The sequence below is a fragment of the Streptomyces acidiscabies genome (assembly GCF_020010905.1).
GTDB lineage: Bacteria > Actinomycetota > Actinomycetes > Streptomycetales > Streptomycetaceae > Streptomyces > Streptomyces acidiscabies.
In genome coordinates this window covers 4950257-4976774 of sequence record NZ_JAGJBY010000001.1, presented here as the reverse complement: position 1 = coordinate 4976774, position 26518 = coordinate 4950257, and the positions used below count along the sequence as shown (strand labels likewise).

The following is a 26518-nucleotide window of genomic DNA, read 5'->3' as shown; positions in this document are numbered from 1 at the left end:
GGGAGAGCATCGCGTCACACGGCTCCGCCGAGGCGGTGCAGTACAGCGTCCAGAAGGGCGCCCGCGTCGAGGTGGACGCCGCCCTTGCGCAGGAAGACGGCGTTCAGGAGCTGGTCGGTGGCGAGTTCGCCGGTCGCGCGGCGGCCGAGGAACTCGCGCAGGAGGTCGTCCACGCCGTCGAGGGCGTCGGAGCCGAGGTGCGCGGCGACGATCTGCCGCAGCCGTTGTTCGTCGGGGTCGGGGAGGTCGAGGCGTACGCAGCGGCGCAGGAAGGCGGGCGGGAAGTCGCGTTCGCCGTTGCTGGTGATGACGACGACGGGGAACTCGGCGCAGCGGACGCGGCCCTTGGTGACGGGCGCGGTCCCGTCGGGGTCGTCGGTGAGGACGTGCACGGGGACGTCGTCGTCGCGCAGGCGGCTGAGTTCGGGGATCGCGAACTCGCCTTCCTCGAAGACGGTGAGGAGGTCGTTGGGGAGGTCGACGTCGCCCTTGTCGAGTTCGTCGATGAGCAGGACGCGGGGGCGGGTGCGCGGGACGAGGGCGCTGCCGAGGGGGCCGAGGCGGAGGTACTGGCCGATGTCCGGCTCGGCGTCGCGGCGCAGGGTCGCTTCGCGCAGGCGGCCGACGGCGTCGTACTGGTACAGGGCGTCCTGGAGGGTGGAGCGGCTGTTGACGGGCCACTGGAGGACGCGGCCGAGGCCGAGTTCGTGCGCGACGGCGTGGGCGAGGGAGGACTTGCCGGTGCCGGGCTGGCCGGTGACGAGGAGGGGGCGGCGGAGGTGGAGGGCGGCGTTGACGACGTCGGTGGCGTCGTCGTCGATGAGGTAGGGGCGGGGGGTTTCGGTGCCGGGTTCGGGGCGGTCGAAGCGGCGCCAGGGCGGGGCGGCGGGGAAGGGGGTGTCGCGGGGTTCGCCGTCGCCGTGGAAGAGGCGCCAGTCGGTGGTCATGAGGCGTTGGTTCCTCTCGCGGGGTCCGCCAGCAGCAGCGACTCGCTTCTCGGGTGCCGCTCTTCCGGCTCCCAGACGAGCGAGGGCCGCGCCCGGCGCTCGCCCCATCGGGCGGCCGTGTCGCTCCTGAAGTGCCGTACGCGTTCGGGGAGTCCGTCCAGATCACCCGCAGGGGCGAGGCCGACCAGCCGTACGGCGTCCTCGTGGCCGCCCGCGTCCCGGTCCCACAGGACGACCGGGGCGCCGAGGGCGAGGGTGGCGAGGAGCCAGGGTTTTTGCTGGTCGGCGGGGCCGTGGAGGACGACGCGGGCGGTGTCGCGGTGGTCGGTGCGCAGGAGGTGTACGAGGCGGTGCACGCTGTCGCACGCGGGGTCGACGACGAGGGTGACCTGCCGCCCGTGCCGCCACCGGCGCTTCTGGTCGTCCTCGCTGCGCCTGCGGAACTCGGGGCAGCTCAGGGAGACGCGGTAGTCCGCGCCGATCGGGCGGGCGGGGAGGATGTCGTCGACCGCGCCGGGCACCCATTCGTCGACGGCCCGCTGAAGCCCGTCCCGGTCGACCTCGACCGTCACCCATGGCACGGTGTCGCCCTGGCCGGGTTCCTCGCGTACGGCGAAGACGGCCTCGCTCAGGCAACTCGCCACTTCCTGCGGGGTCTTGGACACCGACTCCACCTCCTTCAGCACCCGGTGCGTCCCGTCGTCCCGGACGAGCAGGATCCGGCACCGGTACCGCTCCTCCCCCGCCGCTTCGTCACGCTCCAGGCTCATCACGACCCGCGACACGGGGGACGCGGGCCGCTTCGCCCACCGCTCGGCTTCCGCGCGGTGCTCGGCCAGTACGTCCTGGTGGACACCGAGGCGGTCGGCGACCGCTTTCGACCAGGTACGGAGGTCGTCGCGCTGTTCGGTGGCCGCCGCGATGTACTCGACGACCTTGAGCAGCGCGGGCGCGCCCTTGTCGGACAGGTTCTCCAACTCCGCGATCGCGTCGGCGAGTTGAGCCTCGTCCAGGCGTGGCTGGTTGAGGGCCTCGGGGAGCACGGCGTAGCGCAGCGCCTCGCGAGCTGCTCGGGGTATCAGGGTCGGGTCGTTGTCGCGGCTGCGGAGGAGGGTGAGCAGGTCGTCGTACTCGTTCAGGGAGAGGAGGGCGCCGTAGGCGAGGGTTCTGGTCGTGGTCAAGAGGGTGGTGAGGGCGGTGCGGTTCGTCGCGTTCTGCTTCTGCGCGAGGGTTTCGGAGAGGGTCGCGAGGGCGCGGGGGTGGGTGAGGGCGAGGGTGACGAGGTCTGCCGCGCACGGGGCGTATCCGGCTGTGTCGTAGCCGAGTTGGTGGGCCAGTTCCTTGCCGTGTTCGGTGCGGGTCGCCGCGTCCGGGAACAGGGGGCGGAGGAGTTTCTCCAACTCCCGCTCGGCGGGGGTGCGTTCGGCGCCGGGTTCCGCCTTGGGCAACGGGGCGCCGATCGGGGCCAGTTGGGGGCGGGCGCCGATGTGGGCCGTGAAGGTGTCGTCCGTGGCGAAGGAGGAGACGGGTACGGCGATGAGTCGGCGCGCTCCGTATGCCTGGTCCTCCTCGGTGACGACGCATACGAGGTGGTCACCGCAGAAGATCGCCGCGCCCGAGGCTCCTCCCCACGCGTTGCCGCCGACGCGGGGAGCGGGGGCCGGGGTCTGGTCCAGGACGTAGCGGTCCTTGCCGCCGGAGAGGACGGGGAGGAAGCCGCGGAGGTGTTCGGGGGCGCGGAGTTGGCCGTTCTTGGACGCCCAGGGGTAGCCGAGGCCCTCGTACGGGAGGGGGGCGCGGCCTTCGGGGCGGCCCCAGCGGACGGGGTCCGGGAGGTCGATCTCCTCGGCGAGTTGGAGGAGGGCGATGTCCAGGCCGGAGGGGTGTTCCCAGAGGCGTTGTGCCGAGGTCTTGATCTGCTCGCCGTCGCGCTCGTGGCCGACGTACACGTTGATCTTCGGCCAGAACTTGGTGGTGGCCCGGTCGATGAGTACGTGACGTGCCGTCAGCACCAGCCGTGGGGCGATCAGATACCCGGAACCTACGGTGTGACGCTCCGCGTCCCCGCTGCGGATCAGGGCCAGTCTGCGCGGGTCCATCTCAGTCCTCGTCCGGTGACCCGGTCTCGTCGTCCCCGACCTCGGGGCTGGTGCCGCCTGCGGCCCTGTCCTTGACGGAGAGTTTGAGGGTCAACTTGTGGGTACGGACGGAGGCTTGCTCCCCGCCACCACCGACGGCGACCACACCGAAGCTGAGCTTGCCGTCGCCCTTGGCGGACTTGCGCAGCTCCAACTGGAGCTCCAGTTGGGCTTCTTCGACACCGAAGGCGAACTGCTGGTCGGCGCCGAGGCGTTGGGCTTCGTACAGCTCCTGACGGAGCTCTTCTATGGCTGCGGCCAGGCCGATCGTCGGCATTTGGTGCGCCCCCCGGGTCAAGAACAGTGCGTTGTCGGTACGTTACAGCGCTGGCGGGAGGGAGTGAGGTCTAGCGTGGAAGAATCCGGGCGGGGGTGATCGCCACATGCTGCAAGAGGAGTTCCGAGACGCGCTGTGGGAGGCCGTCGACGAACTGCGGGGGTCTGTCGACACGGCTCTGTACAAGGAGTTGGTGCTCGGCCTGGTCGTCCTGAGGTATCTCTCCGCCTCTTATGACGCACGCCGAAACGAACTCGTCGACGAACTCACCGGGCAATGGGAACCCGAGTACCGGATCGGCTCGATCCTGGACGATCCAGAGGAATACACTTTCTGGCTACCGGAGCACGCTCGCTGGTCCTGGATCGCGGCCAACGCGAGGAACGAGAACACGGGCAGAGTCCTCGATGCGGCGATGGACGCGATCATGCGGGCGAATCCCTCCTTGGCCGGTGCCCTCCCGACGGTCTTCGAGCGCGCCGGCATCGACCAGAACCAACTGGCCAGCCTGGTCCGCCTCTTCCAGCACACCTCGGCGTGGAGCGGCGAGGTCTACGAGTACCTGCTCGACGCCTTCGCCCGCAGGGAAGGCAAACGAGGCGGCGAATTCCACACCCCACAGTCCGTGACCCAGCTCGTTCTGGACATGCTGGAGCCGTACCAGGGACGGGTGTACGACCCGGTGTGCGGCTCCGCCAACATGCTCGTCCAAGCAGCCTCGTTCCAGAGGAACCATCCCTCCGTATACGGCCAGGAAGCCAACGAGCGCACCTGGCGCCTGGCCAGGATGAACCTCCTCATCCACGGCATCGACGCCGACCTCTCCGACCGCTGGGCCGACACCCTCACCGCCGACCAACACCCACGCCTCCAGGCCGACTTCGTACTGGCCCACCCCCCGTTCAACATCAGCGACTGGCCACGGGACGCATCCGACCCCCGCTGGGTATACGGCGTCCCCCCTGCCCATAATGCAAACTACGCCTGGCTCCAGCACGTGATCTCGAAACTAACCCCCACTGGAACCGCCGCAGTCATCCTGGCCAACGGCTCCCTGCACTCACGCCACAAGGCCGAGGCCGAGATCCGCCGAGCCATGCTGGAAGCCGACCTCGTCTCCTGCATCGTCGCCTTGCCACCTCGTCTCTTCCCCTCGACGGACATCCCGGCCTGCCTCTGGATCCTCGACAAGGACAAGTCGTCCCGCCGCAACCAGATCCTGTTCATCGACGCTCACGAAATGGGCGAGATGGTCCGCAAGGCCGAACGCGTACTGACGGACGCCGACCTCGCGAACATCTCCGGCGCCTACCGCGCCTGGCGCGGATCAGAGCAGCCGTACACAAACCAGCCCGAGTTCTGCTACTCAGCCACCCTCGAAGCCGTACGCGACAACGACTACGCCCTGATCCCCGGCCTCTACGTAACCCCGGCCCCACCCCCACCGAACCTCATGCAGGACCTCTACGCCATCTTCGACGGCCCCGACTTCCCCCCTCAAAGCACCGCCGACACCACCCCATCAAACGAATCGGCAATCACCAGCGCCCCCGACTCCAACAACTGATCAGCGCTGGCCACCCCGTACGAAACCCCAACCGAAGCCATCCCAGCAGCAGAAGCCATCTCGATGTCCCCCACCGCGTCCCCGACGACAACACACCGCTCGGCAGGCAGCCCCAGCTTCTCCGCGACGAACAACGCCATATCCGGCGCCGGCTTCCCCCGCCCCACCGAATCATGCCCGGCAACAACAGCGAACCGATCAAGAATCCCCGTAGCCCGCAGCGTCCGCACAGCAGCCTCATGCGTCTTGGACGTAGCAATGGCCAACGTATGCCCGAGATCCAGCAACTTGCTGAGCCCCTCCGCAACCCCGGGATACAGCATCCGCTCCCGCTGCTCCTCAAGATGCTCCCCGAACCCGGCCCGATAAGCGGCCATGGCCTCAGCCACCTGGGGATGATCGACAGGCAGCTCAAGCAACCCGGCGAAGTTCTGGTCGAGCGGCTTCCCCACGGTGGCCCGCACGGCGGCGTCGTCCACCGAGCGCCCCAACTCCCGCAGCACCTTCACGGTGATGGAAACGATCGCCCCGGGAGTATCCGCGAGCGTCCCGTCGAGGTCGAAGACAATCCCCTGGTAGCGCACCACGTCAGCGCTCCTCTCGCGTAGCCGCGAGCGCGACGGCGAACTCGCCGGCGACGCGGGCCGTGGACAACAACACCGCACGGGTGGCGGCGGCACTACGCCCGGCCGTGACGGACGTGAGCGCCCGCATCAGGAACGGACTGATCGCATTCCCCCGCACTCCAGCCGCATCGGCCTCGGCGAGCGCGGCGGCGATCGCAGCCTCGATCTCGTCCCCGTCAAGAGCGTCCTGCTCATCGATGGGAGCCGTCAACAACACGGACCGATCCCCGTTGACCTCCCAATGCAGCCAGGTGGCCCGAGCAGCGACCGCAAGATCATCGACCCGGCTCACCGGAACGTCGGACTCACGGACGTAGAACGCGGGCAAGGTCCCGGTCCGATACCCGAGAACCGGCACCCCCGCAGTCTCCAAGTACTCGGCGGTGAGCCCGAGATCAAGAATCGACTTGGCCCCCGCACACACCACGGCGACCCGGCTCCGCGTGAACTGCTGAAGGTCGGCGGACACGTCGAACGTCTCCTGGGCCCGCCGGTGCACCCCGCCGATCCCGGCGGTGGAGAACACCCCTATCCCGGCGCGCGCGGCGGGAACGACCGTACCGGCAACGGTGGTTGCCCCGAGCCCCCCACCGGCGAGGACGGCCCCGAGGTCCCGGGCGCTGACCTTCGGCACCCCCTTGCTGGAGGCGAACCGCTCGATGAGATCGGCGTCCATGCCGACGACGAACTTCCCGTCGACGATCCCGATGGTCGCGGGGACGGCTCCCCGGTCCCGTACCGCCTTCTCGATCTCCAGCCCGAGTTCCGTATTGGCGGGATAGGCAGGCCCGTTGACGATGAGCGAGGACTCCAGCGCGACGACGGGACGGTGCTCGTCGAGGGCGGCACGCACCTCTTCACTGACGGCGAGAAGCGAATCCATGGGGCCGGCTGCCTTTCCGTGGGCGTCGATACGCCGCACACCCTGCCGGTCGGCACGAGGGTCCGCATCACGTGAAGACGTGATGTCCGCAGGGCGCGCGGCGGGGAGGATGACTCAGGCCATGAAAAACAAGCTCAGGAGTCGGACTCGTGCTGAAGCGCGTGCCGCACGAGCTGAACCCGGCTGCGGATGGCCAACTTCGCGTAGACGTGCCGCAGATGCGTGTCCACGGTGTGCGGCGAGACGACGAGCCGCTCGGCGACGGCGCGATTGCTGAGGCCGGTGGCGACGAGCCGGGCCACCCGCAGCTCCGCACAGGTGAGGCTGTGCCAGCCGGTGACCGGACGCGTCCGGGAGGTTTCGGTCGGTGACATGCGAGCGAGCCTCACGCAGTGCGGCCGGGCGGGTCAACGCCGCTCGGCAGAGATCGTCAGGTGCCCGGGAAGTGTGTCAGGTCGAGGCTCGCCGGCATCGCGCGTGAGCAACAGCGCGAACAGTGCGACGAGGCAGCACCCGGTCATGCCGGTGAAGAGCGGTACGGCGGTGTCGTCGCCGCCCAGCCCGATGAGCGGCGCGGCGACCGCCCCGAGGACGCCCTGGAGGGTGCCGAGGACGGCGGAGCCGGTACCGGCGGCGTACGGAACGCGTTCGATCGCCAGCGCCGTAGCCGTACCGAAGACCTGACCGAGCCCGAGGAACGTGACGGCGATCAGCCCGAGCGCGAGGACGCGGTCCAGGTGCCCGGCGAGGGTGACCACGAGGGCGACGGCGCTCGCGGCGAACATGGTGAACAGGCCGATTTTCAGGAGCAGTCGGGGTGGGTAGTGGCCGACGAGTCTCGTGTTGGCGGTGCTGGAGAGGGTCGCGGTGAGGGCGCCGAGGGAGAACGCGACGGACGCCTGTCCGACCGTGAAGCCGAGGACGTTCTGGAGGAGGAACGCGGAGCCGGAGATGTACGAGAAGAGGGCGCCGCAGGCGAAGACGAAGGCCAGCGTGTAGCCGACGTACACGCGGTCGGCGAGGACGGAGCGCGCGGTCTGGAGGGTGGCCGCGACCCCGCCCGCGCGGCGGCGCTCCGCCGGGAGGCTCTCGGGGATGAAGAACAGCGCGGCGAGCATCATCAGCAGGGTGATCGCGGCGAGGACCCAGAAGACGCCGCGCCAGCCTCCGGCGTGGGTGACGACGGCGCCTCCGGCGAGGGGGGCGACGATCGGGGCGATGCCGCCGAGGGCGATCAGGACGCCGAACAGCTTCGCCGCGACGGCGCCGGTCGCGACGTCGGAGACGACCGCGCGGCCCACGACGAGCCCGGCGGCGCCGCTGAAGCCGGTGACGAAGCGCAGGGCGATGAGGGTGGCGAGGTTCGGGGAGAGCGCGCACAGGGCGGTGGCGAGCGCGCACACCGCCGCGCCGACGAGGATGGGCCGGCGGCGGCCGTGCCGGTCGGAGAGGGGGCCGAAGACGAGCTGGCCCGCCGCCTGGCCCAACAGGAAGGCGGTGAGGGTGAGTTGGACGCCGGAGGCGTCGGTGCCGAGGTCGTCGGCCATCTTCGGGAAGGCCGGAAGGTACATGTCCGTGGCGAGCGGCATGCCGAAGGAGAGGAGGGCGAGGGTCGCGGCGAGGAGAGCGGCGGGCCGGGGTGGCGAGGACATCTCGGGCTCCAGAGAGGTGACGTACGGCGTGAACAGCTCGTCGTGGATAGCTATAGATATATAAGCATTGTTAGGGTGGCCGCATGGACGCGAAGGCCGACGCCGAACTCCTGCGCGAGGCGCGGGAGTTGGCCCCCGTGCTGCACACCCTGGGCCGTGTCCTGCGCCTGCGCGGCACCGCCGAGGCCGGGCTCCCCGCACTGCCCCCGGCCGAACTGGACGTGCTCCGGCAGCTCCTGGACTCCCCCGGCAGCGGAGTCGGCGTGCTCGCGCAGGAGTTGGGGATGCACGCGAGCAACGTCAGTACGACCGTGCGCGGACTGGTCGCCCAGGGGCTGGTGCGCCGGGAGCCGGACCCGGCGGACCGGCGTGCCGTACGGCTCTTCCCGACCATGGCCGCCGTCCAGGGCATGGCGATGATCGAGCAGGAGTGGGCACGGCTGTTCGCGGAGTCCCTGGGGGCGCTGACGCCGGACGAGCGGACGGCGCTGTCGGGGGCGGCCCCCGCGCTGCGCTCGCTCGCCGAGTCGCTGAGGGCCCGCCGTACGGACGACGGGCCCCGGCCGGTCACAGCTCGACGCGTACCCCGTACGACCTGACCCACCGGTCGAACTCGACGAGCCGTTCCAGGACCGCCCGCGCGCTCCAGGGGCCGCCCATCGCGTAGCTGCCGTCGGGGACGTCCAGCAGGCGGCGGATCTCCTCGCGGGAGGCGAGGAGCAGGACGGGTGCACCGTCGGCAGCGATCACCGTCTCCAGGCGCTCGCGCAGGGCCTGTTCGTACCCCTTGTCCTGGGTGGACGGGTAGGGGGTCTTCTTGCGGTCGAGGACCGACTCCGGGAGGACGCCGCGCATCGCGGCGCGCAGGAGGCTCTTCTCCCGGCCGTCGAAACTCTTCATCGCCCAGGGGACGTTGTAGACGTACTCGACGAGCCGGTGGTCGGTGAAGGGGACGCGCACTTCGAGGGCCGTGGCCATCGAGATGCGGTCCTTGCGGTCGAGGAGGAAGTTCTCCCAGCGGGTGAGGTTGAGGTACGTCAACTCCCGCATGCGCGCCTCGTGTCCGCTCTCCCCGGCGAGCCGGGGCACCTCCTCCAGGGCCTCGGTGTAGCGCTGTTTGACGTACTCGGTCAGCCCGAGCCTGCTCCACAGGCCCAGCGTGCGCAGCGCCCCGATGCCGCCCGCCTTCTCGAAGGGGTGGTGCCAGGGGAAGGTGTCGCCCTCGACGGCGGCGGGGTCGTGGAACCAGGTGTAGCCGCCGAAGAGTTCGTCCGCCGCCTCACCGGACAGGGCGACGGTCATGCGCTCCTTCAGCGCGCGGCACAGCAGCAGGAGCGAGTACTCCATGTCGCCCGTCGACACGGGCAAGTCCTGGGCGCGCAGGACCTGTTCGCGTACGTCGTCGTCGAGGACGTCGGCGTTGTCGAGTTCGACGATGACGTGCTCGGCGCCGACGTGCCGGGCGACCTCCACGGCGAACGGGGTGTCGGGGTCGGACCATTGGACGTTCGCCTCGAACTGTTCGCCGAGGCCCTTGTAGTCGACGGAGAACGCGAGGACGGGCTTGTCGCTGGAGCGGGTCGCGAGTGCGGTGACGGCGCTGGAGTCGAGGCCGCCGGACAGGAGCGTGCCCACGGGGACGTCGGCGACGAGCTGGCTCGCGACGATCTCCTCAAGGAGCGTACGGACGTGGGCGATTGTCGTGTCGAGGTCGTCGGTGTGCTCGTGCGCGGCGAGGCGCCAGTAGCGGATCTCCTCGCTCCCCGAGCGCGTGAACCGCAGCACCGTACCCGGCAGGACCTCCCGCATCCCCTTGAACACGGCGTGGCCCGGCGTCTTCACGATGCCGAAGACCTCCCGCAGGCCCTCGGCGTCCACGACGGCCTCGGTGTCGGGGTGCGCGAGGATCGCCTTGGGTTCGGAGCCGAAGATCACGCCGTCCGGAGTGGGCCAGTAGTAGAGGGGTTTGACGCCCATCCGGTCGCGGACCAGGAGGAGTTCCTCGGTGCGCGGGTCCCACAGGGCGAGGGCGTAGATGCCGGTCAGGCGCTCGGCGAAGCCGGTTCCCCACTCCTCGTAGGCCCGCAGGACCACCTCGGTGTCGGAGTCGGTCCTGAAGGCGTGCCCGAGCGCCCTCAACTCCTCGCGCAGTTCGCGGTAGTTGTACGTCTCGCCGGTGTACGTGAGGACCGGTCCGGCCTCCGCCTCCATCGGCTGCCGGCCGCCTTCGAGGTCGATGACGGCCAGCCTCCGGTGGGCCAGCAGCGCACGGGGTGAGGTCCACACCCCGTGCGAGTCCGGCCCCCGGCACTCCAGTGTTCCGTTCATGGCCTCGGCGACAGATGTGTCCCCGCTCAGATCACGCTCGTACCCGATCCAACCGGCAAGTCCGCACACGGCGAACCCCTCTCCTCGTCAGGACATCCGCCCGAGCCTGCCGAGGAGAGAGGGAAGGGGGCAACGCGGTGATCACGACTCCGTCAGGTGGACGGGGTTCACCAGGTCACGGGCAGCTGCTCCACGCCGTGCACCGCGCGTCCGGCGAACGCGAACTCCTCCGGTTCCTTCGCCAGTTTCAGGCCCGGCAGGCGCTCGAACAGCATCGGCAGCGCGATCTGGAGTTCCGCGCGGGCCAGGGACTGGCCGAGGCAGTGGTGCAGGCCGTGGCCAAAGGCGAGGTGGCGGTCCAGCTCGCGGGTGAGGTCGAAGGTGTCGGGGTTCTCGAAGGCCGCGGGGTCGCGGTTGGCCGCCTGGAGGGCCACGACGACACCCTCACCGGCGCGGATGGTGACCCCGGCGATCTCGATGTCCTCGGTGGCGATCCGCCGCATGCCGATGTGGACGATCGTCAGGTAGCGCAGGAGTTCCTCGATCGCGCCGGGTACGAGACTGTCGTCGGCCCGCAGCGCGGCGAGCTGGTCGGGGTGGCGCAGGAGGGCGATCGTGCCCAGCGAGAGCATGCTGGCCGTCGTCTCGTGCCCGGCGATGAGGATCTGTACGAGGAGCCCGGCGGCTTCGGCGGCGGTGGCCTCGCCGGTGGCGACGCGCTCGGTGGCGAGGCGGCTCATCAGGTCGTCGGAGGGGGCGGCGGCCTTCACCGCGAGGAGTTCCTGGAGGTAGCCGAAGAGGGCACCCCAGCCGGCGCGCATCGCCTCGGGACCGGCCGAGACCGTGGCGAACGCGGCGGCCTGGCGGTGGATGAACTCCCGGTCGGAGTACGGAACTCCGAGGAGTTCGCAGATCACCAGGAGCGGCAGCGGGAGGGTGAAGTGTTCGACGAGGTCCGCCGAACGCCCTTGTGCCTCAAGGCCGTCGATGAGTTCGGCGGTGATCCGCCCGATCGCCGGGCGGAGTTGCTCCACCCGGCGGAACGTGAACTCGGGTATCAGCATGCGGCGCAGCCGGGTGTGGTCCGGCGGGTCCATCGCGAACAGCTGGCCCGGGGTGCGCGGGGGCGTCGTCGGCTGAAGCCCCGGGAAGCCGGGCCGGAAGTTCTCGGAGCTGAACCGGGCGTCGCTGAGGACGGCCCGCGCGTCGTCGTACCGGGTGACCAGCCACGGGTTCAGGTCGCCCCAGAGGGTGATGCGGTCCAGGGGGCGTTCGGTGATCCAGCTCCGGTACTCGGCGGCGGGATCGAGGAGGGGGCGTTCGGCGGGGAGCGAGGGCGGAGTGGGGGGCATGTGAGCACTCTTTCCGTCGTTCGTTCAGGACGTCTCCAACGCGCCCGGCTCTGCCGCGAAGCGGACGAGTTTCACCAGGTCAGACCGGGGAAACCGGGATCGAGCCGGGCCTGCTGGGATCGTAGGCGAGTTACTTCAGCTTTCACACACCCCCCGACCGCCACTCACGTGAAGAAATCATGTGGGTCGGTCACTTCGTGGCTTGTCGCTGTTTGTACGGCGGTTCAGTGCACCAGGAGGTCGACGACCCCCGTCAGGCTCTCCTCACCGCCGCCCTCGGCGAGACGACGGCGCATCAACGCGAAGTACGGGGCGAGCAGTTCGGTGCTGACGCCCTGCTGTTCGGCGGTGTTCAGGAAGGTCGGCGTACCGGCCGTCTGCATGGCGAGGGACGAGACGACGCCCTCGGTGTAGTCGCCGGTCCGCAGCTGGTCGGCGGTCTGGTGCACCGCCGGGGCCATCGCCGTGAGCCAGTCGGCGAGCAGCGGGGCGAGCGCCGTGGGGTCGATGCCCTCCTTGCGGATCAGGGCGAAGGCGTGCGCGGCCCCGGCGAACATCCCGTACATCGCGCTGAGCAGTGCCACGTCGTACAGGGCCGCGAAACCCGCGTCGTCGCCGACATAGGTGGTGGCGACCGGGGCGGCCAAGGTCTCCCGGTGCTGCTCGAACAGCTCCCGCGAGCCGCTGTAGAAGACGTATCCGCCGGCTTCGGGTACGCCGATCATCGGGGGGACGGCCATGATCCCGCCGTCCAGGTAGCGGGCGCCGCGCTCGCGGGCCCACTGCGCGCGGGCGCGGGCCTGGGCGGGGGTACTGGTGGTCAGGTTCACCAGGTCGCGGCCCGTCAAGTCGGTGTCGGACAGCGCCTTTTCGACCGTATCGTCGTCCAACAGGCAGACGACGACCAGGGAGTTCGCGGCGACCGCCTCGGCGGCGGTGTCCGCGACGTGCGCTCCTTCGGCCGCGAGGGCGGCGGCGCGGGACGGGGTGCGGTTCCAGACGGTGAGCGGGTGACCGGCGGAGAGCCAGGCGCGGGCCAGTTCGGTGCCCATCGCGCCGAGGCCGAGCAGGGTGAGTGAGGTCTTCTCAACTGCGTTCTGTGTCATGCCGATCAGGCTCGTCGCGGGCCCTGAGATGATCAAGTACGCACTTCGGAGTGGGTGGTTACCCCGGGGTGAGCGAGCACGTCGGAAGGGTGCGGGATGACGACACTGAACCGGCCGGGCGGACCGGACGGACACGCCTGCGGCATCGACACGGCGATGGAGGTGATCGGCGGCAAGTGGAAGGTGCTGATCCTGTGGGCCCTGCACGAACACCCCTGCCGGCGCTTCGGTGAGCTGCGGCGTCTGCTGCCGGGGGTCACCGAGAAGGTCCTCGCCTCCCATCTGCGGGAGATGGAGACGGACGGGGTGGTGCTGCGCGTCTCGTACGACGAGGTGCCGCCTCGGGTCGAGTACTCGCTGACCGAGGACGGGGTGCGGCTGAACGAGGCGCTGGGGCCGTTGGCCGCGTGGGGGCGGGGGCGGGCCGGGGTGAGGGGCTGAGGTGGGGGGCTGATCGCCCGGCCACCGTTCAGCCTCGTGCTTCCCGGCGTCACTTCCGCAGCGCGGACAGCGGCCTCGCGATGTCCTCCAGGGACCGGCGTTCGGCCGAGACCGCCAGCACCACGGCCACCAGACCCGCCGCGCACATCAGACCCGCGCCGATCGAGAAGGCCAGCACCGTGTCGGCCACGCGGCCCGTCTCCGTGAGGTCCGCGAAGAGGAGAGGGCCGCTGATGCCGCCCGCCGCTGTGCCGAGGGCGTAGAAGAAGGCGATCGACATGGCGCGGGTCTCCATGGGGAAGATCTCGGAGACCGTGAGGTACGCGCTGGAGGCACCGGCCGAGGCGAAGAAGAGGACGGCGCACCAGCAGGCCGTCAACGTGCCCGCGTCCAGGGCGCCTTGGCCGAAGAGCCAGGCCGTCGCGAACAGGAGGGCGCCCGAGAGGAGGTAGGTGCCGGAGATCATCACGCGGCGGCCGACCGTGTCGAAGAGCCTGCCCAGCAGCAGGGGGCCACAGAAGTTGCCGGCCGCGATGACGGCGAAGTAGTAGCCCGTGCGGTCGGCCGGGATGTCGTAGAACGTGGTGAGGATGGCCCCGAAGCCGAAGGTGATGGCGTTGTAGAGGAACGCCTGGCCGATGAAGAGGGAGAAGCCGAGGACGGCGCGCCTGCGGTAGCGGCCGAAGACGGTGCGGGCGATCTCCAGGAAGGTCACGGCGTCGCGCTGCCGGATCTCCAACTCGCCGTCGGGCGCGGGCAGTTCGACCCCGGTCTCGGCCTCCACCCGCCGCTCGATCCCCGCGACGATCTCCTCCGCCTCCCGCTCCCGCCCATGGATCAGCAGCCACCGTGGACTCTCGGGAACATGCCGGCGCACGAGCAGGATCACCAGCGCGAGGACGGCGCCCAGCGCGAACGTCAGCCGCCAGCCGACGTCCCTGGGCAGGAGCCCGGTGTCGAGGGCGACGACGGACAGCAGCGAACCCCCGACCGCGCCGAGCCAGAAACTCCCGTTGATGACGAGGTCGACCCGGCCCCGGTAGTCCGCCGGGATCAGTTCGTCGATCGCGGAGTTGATGGCCGCGTACTCGCCCCCGATGCCGAACCCGGTGAGGAACCGGAACAGGAAGAACCACCAGGCCTCCCAGGCGACCGCCGTCAACGCGGTGGCCGCGAGGTACACCGCGAGGGTGACCATGAAGAGCCGGCGCCGCCCGAACCGGTCGGTGAGCCGCCCCCAGAACAGGGCGCCGAAACACGCCCCGGCGACGTACAGCGCGGCGGCCAGCCCCGTGATCTGCCCGGAGGTGATCGCGAGGCCGCTCCCGTCCTCGGCGAGCCGTCCCGCGATGTTCCCGACGACGGTGACCTCAAGCCCGTCGAGCACCCACACGGTCCCGAGCCCGATCACGACGGTCCAGTGCCACCGCGACCAGGGCAGCCGGTCCAGCCGGGCGGGAATGTCCGTGACGATCGTCGTTCCACTGTCCTCGACCACGCTCATGACATCCTCCCGAGCCCCGAGTGCCCAGATCCCCCGGGCCGGAACTCATCTGCGGGCGAGTCGTCCCGCGAGGGTGTCCGCGAACTCCTGCGCCCGGTCCAACTGCGTGCGCAGGTCCGCCACCCGGTGCTGCGCGGCCCGCTCCACGCCCCGGATGCGGTCGAGGAGGCGGGCGCGTTCGCGGGGCATGAGGTGGATGCCGGAGTCCAGGCGGTCCATGGCCTCCAGGAGGGCCCGCGTCTCGTCCAGGGTGAAGCCGAGGGGCGCCATGCGGCGGATGACCATGAGGCGGGCCACGTCGGACTCGGTGTAGAGGCGGAAGCCGCCCTGGGAGCGGGCGGAGGGGGTGACGAGGCCGGCGTCCTCGTAGGTGCGGATCGTGCGCAGCGACAGTTCGGTGCGTGCGGCGACCTCGCCGATCTGCATGTGCTCGCTGCTCACGCGGGGTGTGCCCTTCTCTCTGTCGTGCCGTACGGCGCTCTTTCATAGCGCGTCGCCGTAGACGCCCGCTCATTTCCCGCCACCGCGGGCACCCGGCGCCGTGCGCATTCCCGGTCGGCCGAAAGGTTCACCCCATCTCCCCGCTTCGACCTGCCGGTTCACACATGGACCGAGCGGTGGCGTCCTAAACCCGATCCTCGCTAAAGATCTCGAAACACTCCGGACACGAGCCCATAACACTGGCAGGTCGGCGGACATACAACTCCGAGTCCGGGCAGGCGCCCCGGCACGACGAAAACGTTTGCTCGATCAGAGGACCACTTGATGCTCAGCCAGACCGTCCTGACCCGCCGCCGGCTCCTCGGCCTTGCCTCGGCCGGGGCCCTCGCGGGGGTCGCAGCATGCAGCAAGACCGAGAGCGGGGGCGCGAACGACGCGGATCTGCTCGCAAGCCTCAGGAAGCGGGGGTACGTCAAAGTCGCATATGCGAACGAGGCGCCGTACGGATTCGAGGAGGGCGGCGACCTCAAGGGGGAGGCGCCCGCGCTGCACGCCGAGGTGTTCAAGGCGCTCGGCGTGCCGGAGCTGCGGCCGGTGTTCTCGGAGTGGGACGGGCTGATCCCGGGTCTTCTGGCGGGCAAGTACGAGGTGATCAGCGCCGGCATGGCGATCCTCCCCGACCGCTGCGAGAAGGCCGCCTTCTCGGAGCCGGAGTTCATCTCGCCGACCGCGATGATGGTCCCGGCGGGCAACCCGAAGAAGCTCACGGACCTGGAGTCGGCGAAGCGGGCCGGGGTCACCCTCGGGGTGATGTCGGGAGCCGCCGAGAAGGGGTACGTGGAGGCGGCCGGGATCTCGTCCGGCAAGGTCAAGACGCTCACGAAGCCGCAGGACGGCGCGGACGCCGTGAAGAACGGGCGGATCGACGCCTTCGTCCTCACCGGCATCTCGCTGCGCTGGCTGGCGAGGACGAACAAGGGACTCCAGGTCACCGAGCCGTTCGTACCGATGGTCGGCGGGGTCAAGCAGTACAGTCCGGGCGGCGCCGTCTTCCGCAAGAGCGCGACCTCGCTGCGGGACGCCTTCAACACCGAGCTGCGGAAGGTCACTTCGGACCGCGCCCGGTACGTGAGGCTGCTCTCCCCGTACGGATTCACCGCCGCCGAACTGCCGCCCGCGAACCTGACGACCGCGCACCTGTGCGCCGCGTGACGCGGAGGTACGGCCATGGGTGACTTCCTGTCCGTCTTCTTCTCCGAACTCCCCTCGGTCGGCTCGGGGTTGTGGGTGACCGTCAAAGCGACCGCGCTCGGCGCGCTGCTCGCCGTCGCCGTCGCGTTCGCGTGCGGCCTGGCCGCCGAGGCCCGCCCGCGCGCCCTGCGCTGGACGTCGCGGATCGTCGTCGAGTTCTTCCGGGGCACGTCCCTGTACATCCAACTCTTCTGGCTGTACTACGCGTTCCCGCTGCTGACGGGGTACGAGTTCGGCCCGCTGGTCTGCGGGGTCCTCGCGTTCGGCCTGAACTACGGGGCGTACGGCTCCGAGGTCGTCCGGGGCGCGCTCGCCGCCGTGCCCGGCCCGCAGCGTGAGGCCGCCGTGGCGCTCAACTTCACTCCGCTGCAACGGCTTTACCGCATCGTGCTGCCGCAGGCGTGGCCGCAGATGATCCCGCCGTTCACGAACCTCCTGATCCAGATGCTGAAGGCGACGCCGCTGCTGTGGCTGATCTCGGTGGCGGATCTGACGACGGTGGTCCAGACGCTGCGTGACCGTACGGGCGAGACGGTGCCCGCGTATCTGATGCTGCTGGTCCTGTACTTCGTGCTGGCGTGGCTGCTCACGGCCGGGATGCGGGTGCTGGAGCGGCACGCCGCCGCCCGCCTCGGACGAACCTCGATGGCTATGAGCGGGGGTCGCTCGTGAACTATCAATGGGACTGGGAGGCCGCCCGCGAGGCGCTCCCCCTGCTGCTCGAAGGCTTCAAGACCACTGTCCTGGCAACGGTGTTGGGCACTCTCGTCGCCGCCGTCCTCGGCCTCGCGCTGGCCATCGGCGGGCGTGCGCCCAGCCGCCTGGTGACGTTCCCCCTGAAGGCGGTCCTGGAGTTCGTGCGCTCCACCCCACTGCTGGTCCAACTCGTGGGCGCGTACGCGGTGTTCACCTCCGTCTCGCCGCTGACGATCGGTGTCGCGGTGCTCGGCATCCACTACTCCGCATACCTCGCCGAGGTGTACCGCGCCGGCATCGACGCCGTACCGAAGGGCCAGTGGGAGGCCGCGCGGGCCCTGTCGCTGTCGCCGGCGCGGACCTGGCGGGACGTCGTCCTGCCGCAGGCGGTCCGTACGGTGCTGCCGGCGCTCGGCAACTACGCGATCGCCATGTTCAAGGAGACCCCGTTCCTCGCCGTGATCACGGTGTCGGAGATGGTCGCGCAGGCCCGCGAGTACGGCGCCGACCACTTCGCCTACCCCGAAGCCTTCACCCTCGCCGGACTGGTCTTCCTGCTGGCGAGCTACCCCACCTCGCTCGCCCTGCGGAAACTGGAGCAACGCCTTGGCCACTGACATCGCACCCCAGCCCCATGAAGATCCGGACAGTGCTGTGACCGTGCCGCCGATGATCCGCTTCGAACGGGTCGTCAAGCGCTACGGCGAGCACACCGTCCTCGACGAGCTGGACTTCCGTGTCGAACGCGGCCGGCACATCACGCTGATCGGCCCGTCCGGCTCCGGCAAGACCACCATCCTGCGGCTGCTGATGACGCTGGAGCGGGTGTCGGACGGCGTGATCTGGGTGGACGGCGAACCGCTGTCGCACCGGCGCGCGGACGACGGCTCCCTGAAACCCGCCGACGAGAAGCACCTGCGGCAGGTCCGGCGAAGGATCGGCATGGTGTTCCAGCACTTCAACCTGTTCCCGCACATGAACGTCCTGCGCAACATCACCGAGGCCCCCGTACGCGCTCTCGGCCGGCCCAAGGAGCAGGCCGAGGAACGGGCGCGGGAACTCCTCGACATGGTCGGCCTCGCGGACAAGGCGCTGGAGCATCCGACGCGGCTGTCCGGCGGGCAGCAGCAACGCGTCGCCATCGCACGGGCGTTGGCCATGGAGCCGGAGATCCTGCTGCTCGACGAGGTGACCTCGGCGCTGGACCCCGAACTCGTCTCCGGTGTCCTCGACCTGCTGCGGGAGATCGCGTCCACGACCGACATCACACTGCTGTGCGTCACCCACGAGATGGGGTTCGCGCGGGACGTCTCCGACGAGGTCCTGATGTTCGACGCGGGCCGGGTCGTGGAGGCGGGGAGCCCCGAGCAGCTCTTCAACGCGCCGAGCCACCGCCGTACGCGGGAATTCCTGAGCGCCGTGCTGTGAACTCCCGTACGCCGGCGCGCAGTCCGCCGTACCGCTCCCCCGCTCGTGCCCCCGTTCCCGACCCTAGGGACTCATGCCCTTTCAGCCTGCCCTGACCATCGACCGACCGACCGTGGACGACGGTGCCGCGCTGTGGCGCATCGCCCGTGACTCCCGGGTTCTCGACCTCAACTCCCCCTACAGCTACCTCCTTTGGTGCCGTGACTTCGCGGACACCTCGGCCGTCGCGCGGCACGAGGGTGAACCGGTCGCGTTCGTCACCGGCTATCTGCGGCCCGACCGGCCCGGCACCCTCTTCGTCTGGCAGATCGCCGTGGACGACACCCACCAGGGCCGGGGCCTCGCCGGCGCCCTGCTCGACGCGCTGACCGTACGGGTCGCCGCGTCTTCCGTGGAAACCACCATCACGCCGGACAACGCGGCCTCGCGCGCGCTCTTCGCGTCGTACGCGAAGCGGCACGGGGCCGGTGTCGAGGAGACCGTCCTCTTCGACGACGAGCTGTTCCCCGGCGACGGGCACAGGCCCGAGGTGCTGCACCGCATCGGCCCCCTTCGCTGAACCACCCTTTCCCCCACACCTTTGTCTGGAGTACCCGCATGACCACCATCGAGACGCCCTTGAGCACGTTCGAACTGCTGGAGTCCGAGGTCCGCAGCTACTGCCGGGGCTGGCCCGTGGTCTTCGACCAGGCCCGGGGCAGCCATCTGTGGTCCGAGGACGGTCGCCGCTACCTGGACTTCTTCGCCGGTGCCGGTTCCCTCAACTACGGCCACAACAACCCCGTACTCAAACGCGCGTTGCTCGACTACCTGGAGAACGACGGCATCACGCACGGCCTGGACATGGCGACCACCGCCAAGCGGGCCTTCCTCGAAAGCTTCCACGACCTCGTCCTCAAGCCGCGCGGCCTGCCGTACAAGGTGATGTTCCCGGGGCCGACGGGGACCAACGCGGTGGAGTCCGCGCTGAAGCTGGCGCGCAAGGCGAAGGGGCGGGAGTCCGTCGTCTCGTTCACCAACGCCTTCCACGGGATGACGCTGGGGTCGCTCGCGGTCACCGGGAACGCGTTCAAGCGGGCCGGGGCCGGGATTCCGCTGGTCCACGGGACGCCGATGCCGTTCGACGACTACCTCGACGGGCAGGTCCCGGACTTCCTGTGGTTCGAGCGGCTCCTCGCGGACACCGGGTCCGGGCTGAACCATCCGGCGGCCGTCATCGTCGAGACCGTGCAGGGCGAGGGCGGGATCAACGTCGCCCGGCCCGAGTGGCTGCGCGGGCTCGCGGCGCTGTGCGAGCGGCACGACATGCTGCTCATCGTCGACGACATCCAGATGGGGTGCGGTCGTACGGGGTCGTTCTTCTCCTTCGAGGAGGCGGGGATCACGCCGGACATCGTCACCGTGTCGAAGTCCATCAGCGGGTACGGGCTGCCGATGGCGCTCACGCTGTTCAAGCCGGAGCTCGACCTGTGGGAGCCGGGCGAGCACAACGGGACGTTCCGGGGGAACAACCCCGCGTTCGTGACGGCGACCGCCGCGCTGCACACGTACTGGGCCGACAAGGAGACGGAGTTGCGTACGGCGCGGCTCGGTGAACAGGTCGAACAGCGGCTGCTCGCGCTGTGCGCGGAGAACGCCGGGGCGTCCTGCCGGGGGCGGGGGCTGGTGTGGGGGGTCGAGTTCGAGGACCCGGAGCGGGCGTCCGAGGTGTGTGCGCGGGCCTTCGAGCGGGGGTTGCTGCTGGAGACGTCGGGGCCGCAGGGGGGGGTCGTGAAGCTGCTGCCGGCTCTGACGGTGAGTGAGGCGGAGCTGGACGAGGGGCTGGACATTCTCGAACGGGCTGTGCGGGCGTCGGGCTGAGCGGAGGCGCGGACACGGCACACCGGCACGGCATACAAAAAGATTGGCGTAAACATGATCATCAGATCCCTCGCGGAGATCGAGAACACCGACCGTCACGTCCGGTCCAAGTCCGGCACCTGGGAGAGCAAACGCATCGTCCTCGCCCGCGAGAAGGTCGGGTTCTCGCTGCACGAGACGGTGTTGTACGCCGGGACCGAGACCAGCATGTGGTACGCGAACCACGTCGAAGCGGTCCTGTGCGTCGAGGGCGAGGCGGAGCTCACCGACGACGAGACCGGCCTCACCCACCTCATCTCCCCCGGCACGATGTACCTCCTCGACGGCCACGAGCGGCACACCCTGCGGCCAAAGACCGACTTCCGGTGCGTGTGCGTGTTCAACCCGCCCGTCACCGGCCGTGAGGACCACGACGAGAACGGCGTCTATCCCCTGCTCCTGGAGGACTGATCCCATGACCACGCTCACCGACCTCTACCCGAGCCGTGGCCCCCGCGAAGTCACGACCCCCCGTCAGGACCCGGTCGTCTGGTCGCCCCCCGGCACCCCCGGACCGATCACCCCGGCCGACCTCGCCTCCTACGACGAGGACGGCTTCCTCGCGGTCGACCGGCTCATCGAACCGGCCGAAGTGACCCGCTACCGCGCCGAGTTGGACCGCCTCCTGACCGACCCCTCGGTCCGCGCCGACGAACGCGCCATCGTCGAACCCCGCTCCGGCGAGGTCCGTTCGGTCTTCGAGGTGCACCGGATCAGCGAGGTCTTCGCCGACCTCGTCCGTGACGAACGCGTCGCGGGCCGGGCCCGTCAGATCCTCGGCTCCGACGTGTACGTCCACCAGTCCCGCATCAACGTCAAGCCCGGTTTCGGCGCGTCCGGCTTCTACTGGCACTCGGACTTCGAGACGTGGCACGCGGAGGACGGCCTCCCTCGTATGCGCACGGTGTCGGTGTCGATCGCGCTCACCCCCAACCTGGACACCAACGGCGGCCTCATGATCATGCCGGGCTCGCACCGGACGTTCCTGGGGTGTGCCGGGGAGACTCCGCGCGACAACTACAAGCGGTCCCTCCAGATGCAGGACGCGGGCACCCCGTCCCACCAGGCCCTGACCGAACTGTCCGACGCCCACGGCATCCGCCTCTTCACCGGCCCCGCCGGATCGGCGGTCTGGTTCGACTGCAACGCGATGCACGGCTCCGGCGACAACATCACCCCCTACCCCCGCTCCAACCTGTTCGTCGTCTTCAACAGCGTGGACAACGAGGCGGTGGAGCCGTTCGCGGCGCCGGTCCGCCGGCCCGAGTTCATCGGCGCGCGGGACTTCACACCGGTCAAGTAGCGGGTCTCTCCCCCGAAGTGATGAGGCGGGTTCCCTCACTTCGGGGGAGGTGGGCGGCGGGGGAATCCGCTCCCTGCTGTCGATCCTGTTCGGGGTCGGCATGGCCATCCGGTTCGACTCCGCGATGCGGCGCGGGTACCGGTGGCCGTGGCGGTACGAGTGGCGTTCGGGTACCTGGGGCTGATCCTGGTGCTGCTGCGACGCGGTGGCGGACGCGGGTTCCTGGCGCGGCAGTTGGCGGGGGTGGGCCGTACGGCGTTGTCGTGCTACATGCTCCAGAACGTGCTCGCGATGGTCGCGTTCAGTGCGTGGGGCCTCGGGCTCGGTCCGCTGGGTGCGGTGGGGACGGTGATCGCGTGGACGGGGTTCGTGCTGCTGCCCGAGCCGAGGCTGTTGCCGACGATGGCGCAGGCCGCCGTATGGGTCGTCGTCTTCGGGCAGATCGCGGAGGGTACGGACCGGATGCGGGTCGCCGCCGTCGGCGTGCTCGGCGGGTGCGTCGCGGCGTTCGCGGTGCGCGGGCGGCTCCAGTTGGCCACGGCTCGGGCCGCGCAGGCCGAGCGGCTGCGGGAGTTGGACGCGCGGTCCGCCGCACACGACGAACGGGTGCGGCTGGCGCGGGAGTTGCACGATGTGGTCGCCAACCGGCTGAGCGCGGTGGCGATGCGGATCACCGCGCCGGGGCATGTGCGGCGCAGTGCGGTGACGCCGGAGGGAGGTGCTCGACGGCTCCGCCGCCCTCGCTGGCGCACGTCGAGGAGTTGGCCCGGCGGTCCGGCGCCGAGGTGGAGGTCGTTGTGGAGGGGGTGCCGGTGCGGTTGCCGAGTGTGGTGGACCTCGCGGCGTACCGGATTCTTCAGGAGGCGCTGGCCAACGTGAACCGCCATGCCTGGTCGGCGCGGGCGGGCGGCGCTGTGCGGTGGGCGGGCCCGTGCGGGGGTGCGGGAGGGAGGGGGTGGACCGTGGAAGCGTTGCTGCCTCTGCCGCAGAGCACGCCCCTGACCGGGCCGTCTCCGTACTCCTCGCCGACGACCAGGACATGGTGCGCACCAGCATGCGCATCATGATCGACGCGGAGCGACTGCGTCCCGACGTCGTCGTGATGGACGTCCGGATGCCGCACACGGACGGCACAGAGGCCACCCGCCGGATCACGGCCCGCCCCGGCGCGCCGGCCGTCCTCTCGCTGACGACCTTCGACCTGGACGAGTACCTCTTCGGCGTCCTGCGCGCGGGCGCGGCCGGTTTCGTCCTCAAGCACGATCCGGCGACGACGCTCCTGGAGGGCATCCGCGCGGTGGCCCGGGGCGAGGGCTTCGTCTCCCCCGGCCCCACGCTCCGCCTGATCACCCGCGTCGCCCACGAGGACCCCGTCCCCCTCCCCACCGGCCTGACGCCCCGCGAGCGCGACGTCCTCGCGCTCCTCGGCCGCGCGATGACCAACACGCAGATCGCCCGGCACCTGCACATCGAGGAGAGCACGGCCAAGACGCACGTCCAGAGCGTGCTGTCCGAACTGGGCGTGCACACGCGGGTAGAGGCAGCGCTCATGGCGAGCCGCGCGGGGCCGTGACGCCGTCCTGATGAGCCTGGCCGTCATCGGCGACCTGGTAAGTTATAGGTCGACCACTAATGTAGGAGTGAAGATGGCAGCCACGAAAGACGACGCCGCCCGCCGCGCCGCCGCCCAGCACACCCTGGCCGAGCACCTGCGCCTCACCGCCGCAGGACGGGTCGACGCATGGGTGGAGCTGTTCGCCCCGGACGCGGTGCTCGAGTTCCCGTACGCGCCGGCCGGCGTGCCCCAGCGGGTGACGGGGCGCGACGCACTGGTCGCGCACATGAGCAACTTTCCCGAGACCTTCGACGTCGAGTTCGTCGACCTGGTCTTCCACGACACCGTCGACCCGAGTCTGGTGATCGCCGAGTTCCGTTCGAAGGGCACGGCGCTACCGACCGGCAAGCCGTACGAGCAGACGTGCATCTCCGTCGTCCGGACCGATGACGACGCGCGCATCACCCACTACCTGGACTACTGGAACCCGTTGGTGGCGATCGAGGCGCTCACGCCCGACGACGTGCCGTCCGATTCTGACCTCAGCGTGACTTTTGGCGGCTGAGGGAAGCCGTGTTTGACTGACGCCCATGCCTGCCGCCGGTACCAGCACGAAGAGCGACGAACGCCGTCGGACCATCATGGCCGCCGCGGTCGGCTGCTTCGCACAAAAGGGCTTCTACGGTACGACGACGCACGAGATCGCGGAGTGGGTCGGCATCTCCCAGCCGTATCTCTACCGCCTGTACCCGAACAAGGAAGCACTGTTCGCGGCGGTGGTCGACCACGTCTCCGTCGTCATGACCGACACGCTGCTCGCTCACGCACCGGCCTCGGACGGGGCGCCCGAAGCGGCGTCGGATGCCGCGCGCGGCGCCTACGCCGCACTCGTCGCGGACCGGAACATCCTGCGTTTCCTGATGCACGCGAACTGCGCCGTCGGCGAGCCGCTGGTGGCGCAGGCCGTACGCCGGTGCTACGCCAAGCAGGTCGACACCGTCCGCCAACTGCTGGGCGACGACGAGGCCGTACGGCGCTGGTTCGGCGCGGGGATGCTGGACAACGTGGTCGCCGTGCTGGGCCTGGCCGACGTCGACGAGCCGTGGGCACACGTCCTCACGACTCGCTGACCCGGCACCGGCAGTTCGACGACGACCAGCATCAGGACGTCACCACTGGTCCCCGCGAGCGGCCGGCTGGAGGACTTCGCCGCGACCCTGCCCGGCCTCGTCAGCGCCGATCCCGACCTACAGGCGTTCCAGTACGAGCTGAAGCTCGAAGCGGCCCGCAGCCCCGAACTGCGGCGCCATGCCGACGCGCTCTACGAGACCTACCGCGATGCCGTCCGGGAGGCGCTGGTCTGCTTCGACCTGTCCGAGGACCTGGTCGACATCGTCTTCGCGGCCTTGGAAGGACTCGTGTTCCAGCAGGTCACCTCCGGTGATCCCCGGCGCACCGAGGAGGGGTGTCCGGGCGCTGCGCCGCCTGCTGGAGGCGCAGCGCTCACAGGCTGGAGGGGACCGACGTCCGGTCGGCCGCCGACCGTCTGATCAGCGCCTCCGAGCACATGCCGTGCAGCAGCACGCTGCCCAGGACGGACAGCACGGTCGCCTGGAGAACGGTGTCGGCGGGAGTGCCGTCGGGGAGGCTGTTGTAGGCGATCAGGCCGAAGACGATCGTGGTGGTGCCCCGGGGGCCGAGGAGACCGAGGAGCACCCGGTCCTTGCGGCCGAGGGGTGATCCGGCGAGGGCGATCAGGACGGGGACGACGCGTACGACGGTGAGGGCGGCCAGGCAGAACAGGACCGCCTGCCAGGTCACGCCGAGCTCGACCGTCACGACCGCCGCGAGGCCGACGACGAACCACATGGTCATCGTCATGAGGGTGGTGACGTCCTCCAGGAGGACGACCTCGTGGCTGCCGAGGGACGAGCGGTGGGCCTGGCGGCGGGCGACGAGGACCCGGTGGACGTACCGGAACGCGATCCCGCAGACGAACGAGGTGACGAAGCCGTTGCCGCCGATCTCGACGCCGGCCGTGTAGGCGATCAGCGGCGTGACCAGGATGGCGATCCGGCGCGACTGGGCGGTCGTCCACTCGGCGCGGCCGGCCCTGTGCAGGAGCCAGGCGACGAGGCTGCCGATGACGAGCCCGGCGATGACGGCCTTCACGGCCTGCCCGGCGGCGCTGGTCAGCGCCTCGGTGGGCGTGTGGAGGGTGCTGCTCCCGCCGGCCAGCAGCAGCCCGAACAGGAAGAGCGGCGAGACGATGCCGTCGTTGTAGCCGCTCTCGACGTTCAGCACGCTGCGTACGCGGGACGACAGCCGCCCGTCCCGTACGACGCCTTCGCTGGGCGCGAAGTCGATGGGGACGACGACGCAGGCGATGACCAGCATCAGCGCCCAGGACAGGCCGGGGAAGACCAGTTTGCCGAGCAGCATCGCGGCGCCGAGGCTCAGCGGGAGCGCGATGAGCAGGACGCGGGCGACGAGGCGGGGCGAGTTGCCCCAGAGGCGTCCGCCGCGGATCTCGGTGGCGTCGACGAACAACAGGAACGCGAGGATGATCTCGGCGACGTGCTGGGCGACCTCGGTGTTGAGCGCGGCGGCGACGGAGTCCTCGACGCTGAGCCCGACCAGGGCACCGGCCAGGACCATGGTCGCGGGTGCGCCGAGGTGCCAGCGCTGGAGGCGGAGCGCGGCGAGGGAGCGGATCAGGGCCATCAGCGCGGCGGCGAGGACGGTGGGGATCACTGGGGGCGGGCTTCCAGGGGTGGGTGGGGACGGGGCGTTCGGGGACAGAAGGGGACGTGTTGACAGTGAGAGTAACTGTCGGGTGGGGATAGGGCAGGCGGGGGGCGGTCAGAGGGGGGCGGCTGGAGTGAAGGGGTCAGCGGGCCGTCACACCGGCCCGGCGTACTGCGGATCGGCCCGGACGGGCTCAGTGCGCCTGCCCCGTCACCGCCATCGCCGCCCCCTCCACCAGCCCTCCGTACAGATCCGGCCGGATCACCGCGAGCACCGCGAACGTCGCCGCGAGGATCAGCACGATGCCCTCCCACCGGCCCGCGAGCGAGCGGCGCTTCTTCTGCTGTCCGTGTCGTTCCATGGCTCCAGCTTCGGC

At 70.1% G+C, this 26518-nt stretch carries 30 protein-coding genes; 16 read left to right on the top strand and 14 right to left on the bottom strand.

Going from position 1 to position 26518, the window contains the following annotated elements; translation table 11 throughout:
* Window positions 1–14: 14 nt before the first annotated feature.
* The 3 genes from J8M50_RS22860 to J8M50_RS22850 are packed head-to-tail and all read right to left on the bottom strand — an operon-like array spanning window position 15 to window position 3362.
* Window positions 15–947 carry an AAA family ATPase gene (locus J8M50_RS22860; protein ID WP_010356079.1) on the bottom strand — a complete coding sequence of 311 codons (933 nt, stop codon included), beginning with the start codon at window positions 945–947 and terminating at the stop codon, window positions 15–17.
* Complete coding sequence (locus J8M50_RS22855; RefSeq protein WP_010356080.1) at window positions 944–3046, bottom strand: VMAP-C domain-containing protein; 2103 nt, start codon at window positions 3044–3046, stop codon at window positions 944–946. Before J8M50_RS22855 ends, J8M50_RS22860 begins: the two co-directional genes overlap by 4 nt.
* Window position 3047: 1 nt before the next feature.
* Entirely contained in the window at window positions 3048–3362 is a 315-nt protein-coding gene (locus J8M50_RS22850) for a trypco2 family protein (protein WP_010356081.1), read from the bottom strand.
* Window positions 3363–3468: 106 nt separating this feature from the next.
* Between J8M50_RS22850 and J8M50_RS22845 the strand changes: the two genes are divergently transcribed.
* Window positions 3469–4929 (top strand): type I restriction-modification system subunit M, encoded by a 1461-nt coding sequence (locus J8M50_RS22845; RefSeq protein WP_010356082.1) that lies wholly within the window; start codon window positions 3469–3471, stop codon window positions 4927–4929.
* Here the strand turns inward: J8M50_RS22845 and J8M50_RS22840 are convergent.
* From J8M50_RS22840 to J8M50_RS22825, 4 genes are all read right to left on the bottom strand, one after another.
* Window positions 4860–5516, bottom strand: a complete 657-nt coding sequence (locus tag J8M50_RS22840; protein ID WP_029184179.1) for an HAD family hydrolase — start codon at window positions 5514–5516, stop codon at window positions 4860–4862. The genes J8M50_RS22845 and J8M50_RS22840 overlap by 70 nt on opposite strands.
* 1 nt (window position 5517) lies before the next feature.
* Window positions 5518–6438, bottom strand: a complete 921-nt coding sequence (locus J8M50_RS22835) for a pseudouridine-5'-phosphate glycosidase (protein ID WP_010356084.1) — start codon at window positions 6436–6438, stop codon at window positions 5518–5520.
* Window positions 6439–6572: 134 nt separating this feature from the next.
* Window positions 6573–6812, bottom strand: coding sequence for a response regulator transcription factor (locus J8M50_RS22830; RefSeq protein ID WP_010356085.1), 240 nt, complete (start codon window positions 6810–6812; stop codon window positions 6573–6575).
* Window positions 6813–6845: 33 nt separating this feature from the next.
* On the bottom strand, window positions 6846–8090 hold the full coding sequence (locus J8M50_RS22825; RefSeq protein WP_010356086.1) for a multidrug effflux MFS transporter: 1245 nt from the start codon (window positions 8088–8090) through the stop codon (window positions 6846–6848).
* Between the two features lie 83 nt (window positions 8091–8173).
* Here J8M50_RS22825 and J8M50_RS22820 point away from each other — a divergent pair, with 83 nt between their 5' ends.
* Complete coding sequence (locus J8M50_RS22820) at window positions 8174–8689, top strand: MarR family winged helix-turn-helix transcriptional regulator (RefSeq protein WP_010356088.1); 516 nt, start codon at window positions 8174–8176, stop codon at window positions 8687–8689.
* Here the strand turns inward: J8M50_RS22820 and asnB are convergent.
* The 3 genes from asnB to J8M50_RS22805 all read right to left on the bottom strand — a co-directional run bounded on the left by asnB (window position 8658) and on the right by J8M50_RS22805 (window position 12876).
* Window positions 8658–10487 carry an asparagine synthase (glutamine-hydrolyzing) gene (asnB, locus tag J8M50_RS22815; protein WP_010356089.1) on the bottom strand — a complete coding sequence of 610 codons (1830 nt, stop codon included), beginning with the start codon at window positions 10485–10487 and terminating at the stop codon, window positions 8658–8660. The genes J8M50_RS22820 and asnB overlap by 32 nt on opposite strands.
* A 98-nt stretch (window positions 10488–10585) precedes the next feature.
* Window positions 10586–11770: a cytochrome P450 gene (locus tag J8M50_RS22810; RefSeq protein WP_010356091.1), complete on the bottom strand. Its 1185-nt coding sequence runs from the start codon at window positions 11768–11770 to the stop codon at window positions 10586–10588.
* Window positions 11771–11994: 224 nt separating this feature from the next.
* Window positions 11995–12876 carry an NAD(P)-dependent oxidoreductase gene (locus J8M50_RS22805; protein WP_010356092.1) on the bottom strand — a complete coding sequence of 294 codons (882 nt, stop codon included), beginning with the start codon at window positions 12874–12876 and terminating at the stop codon, window positions 11995–11997.
* Window positions 12877–12972: 96 nt separating this feature from the next.
* On the opposite strand from J8M50_RS22805, the gene J8M50_RS22800 reads away from it, so the two are divergent.
* Complete coding sequence (locus tag J8M50_RS22800; RefSeq protein WP_010356093.1) at window positions 12973–13317, top strand: winged helix-turn-helix transcriptional regulator; 345 nt, start codon at window positions 12973–12975, stop codon at window positions 13315–13317.
* A 49-nt stretch (window positions 13318–13366) separates the two neighbouring features.
* On the opposite strand, the gene J8M50_RS22795 is transcribed toward J8M50_RS22800, so the two are convergent.
* On the bottom strand, window positions 13367–14821 hold the full coding sequence (locus tag J8M50_RS22795) for an MFS transporter (protein ID WP_010356094.1): 1455 nt from the start codon (window positions 14819–14821) through the stop codon (window positions 13367–13369).
* 45 nt (window positions 14822–14866) lie between these two features.
* Entirely contained in the window at window positions 14867–15262 is a 396-nt protein-coding gene (locus tag J8M50_RS22790; protein ID WP_010356095.1) for a MerR family transcriptional regulator, read from the bottom strand.
* Window positions 15263–15586: 324 nt separating this feature from the next.
* Between J8M50_RS22790 and J8M50_RS22785 the strand changes: the two genes are divergently transcribed.
* From J8M50_RS22785 to J8M50_RS50110, 13 genes are all read left to right on the top strand, one after another.
* Window positions 15587–16474, top strand: a complete 888-nt coding sequence (locus J8M50_RS22785) for a transporter substrate-binding domain-containing protein (protein WP_010356096.1) — start codon at window positions 15587–15589, stop codon at window positions 16472–16474.
* Window positions 16475–16489: 15 nt separating this feature from the next.
* Window positions 16490–17185, top strand: coding sequence for an ectoine/hydroxyectoine ABC transporter permease subunit EhuC (gene ehuC / locus J8M50_RS22780; protein WP_010356098.1), 696 nt, complete (start codon window positions 16490–16492; stop codon window positions 17183–17185).
* Window positions 17182–17826: an ectoine/hydroxyectoine ABC transporter permease subunit EhuD gene (gene ehuD / locus J8M50_RS22775; RefSeq protein WP_010356099.1), complete on the top strand. Its 645-nt coding sequence runs from the start codon at window positions 17182–17184 to the stop codon at window positions 17824–17826. The genes ehuC and ehuD overlap by 4 nt, the downstream gene beginning before the upstream one ends.
* A gap of 1 nt (window position 17827) precedes the next feature.
* Window positions 17828–18637, top strand: a complete 810-nt coding sequence (gene ehuA, locus J8M50_RS22770; protein ID WP_370516644.1) for an ectoine/hydroxyectoine ABC transporter ATP-binding protein EhuA — start codon at window positions 17828–17830, stop codon at window positions 18635–18637.
* Window positions 18638–18710: 73 nt separating this feature from the next.
* Complete coding sequence (gene ectA / locus J8M50_RS22765) at window positions 18711–19196, top strand: diaminobutyrate acetyltransferase (RefSeq protein WP_010356101.1); 486 nt, start codon at window positions 18711–18713, stop codon at window positions 19194–19196.
* A gap of 38 nt (window positions 19197–19234) precedes the next feature.
* Window positions 19235–20497 carry a diaminobutyrate--2-oxoglutarate transaminase gene (ectB, locus tag J8M50_RS22760; RefSeq protein WP_010356103.1) on the top strand — a complete coding sequence of 421 codons (1263 nt, stop codon included), beginning with the start codon at window positions 19235–19237 and terminating at the stop codon, window positions 20495–20497.
* A gap of 54 nt (window positions 20498–20551) precedes the next feature.
* Complete coding sequence (locus tag J8M50_RS22755; RefSeq protein ID WP_010356105.1) at window positions 20552–20947, top strand: ectoine synthase; 396 nt, start codon at window positions 20552–20554, stop codon at window positions 20945–20947.
* Between the two features lie 4 nt (window positions 20948–20951).
* Window positions 20952–21839: an ectoine hydroxylase gene (thpD, locus tag J8M50_RS22750; protein WP_010356106.1), complete on the top strand. Its 888-nt coding sequence runs from the start codon at window positions 20952–20954 to the stop codon at window positions 21837–21839.
* Between the two features lie 147 nt (window positions 21840–21986).
* A complete protein-coding gene (locus J8M50_RS22745) occupies window positions 21987–22718 on the top strand; it encodes a DUF418 domain-containing protein (protein ID WP_223786247.1) in 732 nt (243 codons plus the stop codon).
* A 76-nt stretch (window positions 22719–22794) separates the two neighbouring features.
* The gene (locus J8M50_RS22740) at window positions 22795–23412 is read left to right on the top strand and encodes a LuxR C-terminal-related transcriptional regulator (RefSeq protein ID WP_010356109.1); all 618 of its coding nucleotides are present in this window, start codon (window positions 22795–22797) and stop codon (window positions 23410–23412) included.
* 73 nt (window positions 23413–23485) lie between these two features.
* Window positions 23486–23959 carry a nuclear transport factor 2 family protein gene (locus tag J8M50_RS22735; protein ID WP_010356111.1) on the top strand — a complete coding sequence of 158 codons (474 nt, stop codon included), beginning with the start codon at window positions 23486–23488 and terminating at the stop codon, window positions 23957–23959.
* Window positions 23960–23984: 25 nt separating this feature from the next.
* The gene (locus J8M50_RS22730) at window positions 23985–24524 is read left to right on the top strand and encodes a TetR/AcrR family transcriptional regulator (protein WP_010356112.1); all 540 of its coding nucleotides are present in this window, start codon (window positions 23985–23987) and stop codon (window positions 24522–24524) included.
* Window positions 24525–24554: 30 nt separating this feature from the next.
* Complete coding sequence (locus tag J8M50_RS50110) at window positions 24555–24944, top strand: hypothetical protein (RefSeq protein ID WP_158002815.1); 390 nt, start codon at window positions 24555–24557, stop codon at window positions 24942–24944.
* Here J8M50_RS50110 and J8M50_RS22720 read toward each other — a convergent pair.
* Window positions 24898–26148: a cation:proton antiporter gene (locus J8M50_RS22720; RefSeq protein WP_010356113.1), complete on the bottom strand. Its 1251-nt coding sequence runs from the start codon at window positions 26146–26148 to the stop codon at window positions 24898–24900. The two genes, J8M50_RS50110 and J8M50_RS22720, sit on opposite strands and share 47 nt — an antisense overlap.
* A gap of 187 nt (window positions 26149–26335) precedes the next feature.
* Window positions 26336–26503, bottom strand: coding sequence for a hypothetical protein (locus J8M50_RS22715; protein ID WP_158002812.1), 168 nt, complete (start codon window positions 26501–26503; stop codon window positions 26336–26338).
* Window positions 26504–26518: the final 15 nt, after the last annotated feature.